Below are 4,344 nucleotides of genomic sequence, written 5' to 3' on the forward strand. Positions count from 1 at the left end.
ATACATAAGTGTTATGACAATACCATCAAATTTAGTAATTCAGGATGCTAAGATCACAAAATACTTACTAGTGTATCAGCCTAAAAGTGATAAATCAGGATATTTGGCTTTAGCCGGATATAACCTATATAACTGGGAAATTCTCAAGAGTGATATAATAAAAGCTGTGGAAGGTTCTGAAATTGCAGATGTTACCCCAACTGGTTATGGAACTCAGTTTACTGTTAAAAATCAGTGGCATGGTCCTAATGGCCGCTTACTTAGGGTTATCACTATCTGGCAACAGGGTCAGTAACCCAGCCCTAAAGGGACTGAGCTTGCAAGAGAAATCAAACAAGCTGTACTGACCAGACCACCCTAAGCATAGTCTAAGGGTAGCCGTTATTTGAGTCACGACACCCCGGAATGCGTAGCTAGTTCCCTGCTCTGTCGCTTGTGATTAAACAGTTCTAAGGTCACTGGAACAGTGTTGCAAGCTTAACAAGCTCTTATAACAGGTCGAAGCTAACATTACCCCAGAAATGGGAGTTGGTTTTTCAGGTTTCCAATCAAAAAACCTGACTAAAATTTAAGATTCAATGCGGTTAAAACCGCCCGTCTCGTTTCCCTGTCAGCACTAAAGTGACTGAGTTTCCCACTTACCGGAAGTTCTTATGAGGGAGCAGAAGTATTAAGATTTATAACTTTAAAACCTGATAGATCACAGGAGAATTAAACGATGACAACAGCCACCTTATTCCAATGGGTAGAACTAAAGCGAGATGTTCCTAACAGCCCTGTAAAAGCTGGCAATAAGGGGGTTGTTTTAGATCATCTCAATCCTACTAAAACTCAGCCAGAACCAGGATATATTTTAGAAGTCTTTGAAGATAGTGAAACTCTAGATGTCGTTTCTGTTCCTATTTCTTGGGTTAATCCTCTTCCTGAAAGTTGGGGAAATGTTGAATATGAAACAAGACAAACAGCCTAGATTAGAAAAAATCAAACTTTAGAAAATCATTATTTGTGTGCGATAGCGAAGCGCGACCTAGGAATCGCTTGCAATACCAATAACTGAGTTATAAAGTTATTATGCATCATGTAAATATAACAACAAAGTGTAAAAACTTCTAGTGCATCTCATTGTCAGGTTTGCTCTTCTCCAAGTCCAAGACCTCGCAATATTTCCCAAACTGGTAAGAACTTCCTCAAAGTATCGTAGGAGTATTTGGGTAGATCATCATGGTAAAATATACAATTTTCTTTGCTATCATATATATGGCTGATATAAGTCATATATATTAACCTCAGCAATCCAGTTAAATATATATCTAGCTGATGAGTAAACACTGAATCAATCATACTAGTCTTGAATCCGTACCAATCTGGCAGAGAAATTTCACTATCCAAACTTGAGCCATTTTTATTCTTAAAGCAAAGTTGGAACTCTTCTTGTACAGATATTATAAGGCGATGATGAAAACTTGACTCAATACCATCAAGCCAAAATTTTCGTTCATCATCACTTAGTTGATTATAGATGGATTGGATTTCAGATAGCCGCCCTTGTTCTGATGCACCATAAATAGTATCTTCATAACTGGCAGTACGAAATGATGAAAAAGGATTAATTGCTGCTACGCATATTGTATTTGGATAGGGAAAAAACTGACCAATCTCCCCCCATTTTTGAGAAGCATATACAAGTGCATGAAAGCCTTCCGATTCTAGCCTATGTGAAATTTCATTCGATATTATGTTTAGTGCATCCTTTGAATAATCAGGTATCTTTTGATCTTCACTCAAAGTATCATCATCTATCCATCCTTCAATTATTGGAAAGGTGATTACTACAGTTAACATTGAGCTGTCATCGAGCAGATTATTTTCAAACCATTGATAATAGGATTCATCTGGATAGTAAACAGATAAGGTTATTTTGCCATTATCATCTTTTGGTATCAGTGCTACAAGACTTTTATTGTTTGCAACTAGTTCTTGAACAAAGGCATCTCTGACCGTTCGTGTCTCCATCGGAGCTATCAATACTGAAGTAATTGAGCTTTCTTTAAGCCCTGGAAATATTGAACAAAAATGATTGGCATATGCAAGAAGCTCAGTAAAAGCTTGGCGCTCAGTTTGCTTTGATTTTTTCAATTCAATGATTGTTATGCCATTGGTTTCAGAACTACCAAAAAGATCCAATCTTGTTGTTGAATCACCTAATTTTTCAAGTTGTAACTCCCTTGCAGTAATTATTAATGATTCTAGACCATCTAGTAATTTGTTGATTCTTTGTTCCGCTAATTTTTGTAATAAAAATCGTAATGGTGGAAATTCGGTACTCTTCCAATTAATAGGATTTCTTCGCCCAACAATTAAATCAGAAATATTTTCTTTGTGATTGTTAAATAAATAATCCCTAAACTCATTTTCTGTGAATTGCATCTAAATCTCTTTATCTTTACTAACTGAATTTAAAGTCTTTAATTCTTACAATTAAGGGCGGGGAAACCCCGCCCCTACAGGCAATCTTGCCGAAATAAATGGCAAGAATTAACTTGAAAGCTTAACTAGAAGTGTTTTACTTCTTAGCTTCAGCAATGGGAACCCACTCAGTGTGGAAAGATCCTTCTTTGTCAGTCCGTTTGTAGGTGTGAGCGCCGAAGTAGTCCCGTTGTGCTTGAGTTAAGTTTTGTGGCAAGCGATCGCGGCGGTAACTATCGAAGTAATCTAGAGAAGCACTAAAAGCAGGTACAGGAATACCCAACTTAGCCGCAGTCACAATTACTTCTCGCCAAGCAGCTTGTCTATCCAGAATTGTTTGCTTAAATTCAGGTGCTAACAACAAGTTAGGTAAAGCTGGATTTTCGTCAAATGCTTTCTTAATCTTATTCAAGAAGCCAGCCCGAATAATACAACCACCTTTCCAAATCCGCGCCATTTCGCCCAGATTTAATTCCCAATTGTAGGTTTTAGAAGCTGTAGATAAGAGTGCCATACCTTGAGCATAAGAACAGATTTTGGAACAATAAAGAGCATCACGCACCATGTTCACAAAAGCTGCAATATCACCACCATACTTAGCATTTGGTCCAGTGATGACCTTAGAAGCAGCAATCCGTTCATCTCGAATTGAAGAGAGAATTCGAGCATTTACCGCTGCTGTAATTGTCGGAATAGCTACACCCAATTCTAAAGCAGTTTGTACAGTCCAACGACCAGTTCCCTTTTGACCGGCTGCGTCAACAATCAAATCAACGAGAGGAATCTTGGTGTCTGGATCTACGTAGGGGAAAATATTCGCGGTAATCTCAATCAAAAATGAATTGAGTTCGTCAGTTGTATTCCATTGAGCAAAGACTTCATGGAGTTGTGCTGCACTTAAACCAGCCACATTTTTCAGCAAATCGTAGGCTTCTGCAATTAACTGCATATCACCGTACTCAATACCGTTATGAACCATTTTCACATAGTGTCCAGAACCACCAGGACCAATGTAGGTTACACAGGGACCATCATCAACTTGAGCCGCAATTTTGTTGAAAATGGGAGATAGGTACTCATAAGAGCTTCTTGTCCCACCAGGCATGAGAGAAGGACCATTCAACGCGCCTTCTTCACCGCCACTCACACCCATACCGATATAGCGTAAACCGATGGGTTCTAATTCTTGAGTGCGTCTATCGGTGTCTTCAAACCAAGAATTACCACCGTCAATAATTATATCACCTTCTTGGAGTAAAGGCTTAAGCTGTTGAATTACCGCATCAACAGGCTTACCAGCTTGTACCATCACCAAAATTTTGCGGGGACGTTCCAATGAGGCGACAAATTGTTCGAGGCTAAAAGCGGCTCTAACGTTCCGTCCTGGGGCGCGGTGCGCCATGAAGGCATCGGTTTTTTCACGAGAGCGGTTGTAAACTGCAATTGGGAAGCCATTTCTTTCTACGTTAAGTGCGATGTTTTCGCCCATAACTGCTAATCCAATCACACCAAAGCTTTGTAGTGTCATAGTTCAGTTTAAATCTTTTGTTTGGGTTTGGCTCTTTCTCTTGCAGATCCTTTCTCTTTAAGGGTAGTCCGAGATTTTGGCTTCACTCCTAAAGAAGATATTAAGAGTTTTTCTAAAATTTAAGAAATCATCACTCACATCAATGAATTAATTTTAATTTGTATTGAAGTCCACAATTTAGTCCCAAATTTTGCAAAATTAAAATAGATATAGCAGGAGTTCACGAGTTCAGGAGTTCAGGAGTTCACGAGTTCAGGAGTTCAGAAGGAAGAAGGAAGAAGGAAGAAGGAAGAAGGAAGAAGGAAGAAATTTCTCCCCTACTTCCCCTACTTCCCCTACTTCCCCTACTC

The 4,344-nt window shown here is 38.9% G+C and carries 4 protein-coding genes; 2 read left to right on the top strand and 2 right to left on the bottom strand.

The genetic code is table 11. The features are described 5' to 3' along the window. Positions 1-295, top strand: a 295-nt coding sequence (locus tag IQ228_RS22060; protein WP_228044008.1) for a DUF6883 domain-containing protein, incomplete at its 5' end; no start/stop codon positions are given. A 423-nt stretch (positions 296-718) separates the two neighbouring features. Then, positions 719-970 (top strand): DUF4926 domain-containing protein, encoded by a 252-nt coding sequence (locus IQ228_RS22065; protein ID WP_193964441.1) that lies wholly within the window; start codon positions 719-721, stop codon positions 968-970. Between the two features lie 155 nt (positions 971-1,125). On the opposite strand, the gene IQ228_RS22070 is transcribed toward IQ228_RS22065, so the two are convergent. Both IQ228_RS22070 and gndA read right to left on the bottom strand, forming a co-directional pair. Continuing rightward, positions 1,126-2,427: a hypothetical protein gene (locus IQ228_RS22070; protein ID WP_193964443.1), complete on the bottom strand. Its 1,302-nt coding sequence runs from the start codon at positions 2,425-2,427 to the stop codon at positions 1,126-1,128. Between the two features lie 136 nt (positions 2,428-2,563). Beyond that, entirely contained in the window at positions 2,564-3,994 is a 1,431-nt protein-coding gene (gene gndA, locus IQ228_RS22075; protein WP_027404549.1) for an NADP-dependent phosphogluconate dehydrogenase, read from the bottom strand. Positions 3,995-4,344 lie beyond the last annotated feature (350 nt).

This window comes from Dolichospermum sp. LEGE 00246 (assembly GCF_015207865.1).
Taxonomy (GTDB): Bacteria; Cyanobacteriota; Cyanobacteriia; order Cyanobacteriales; family Nostocaceae; genus Dolichospermum; species Dolichospermum heterosporum.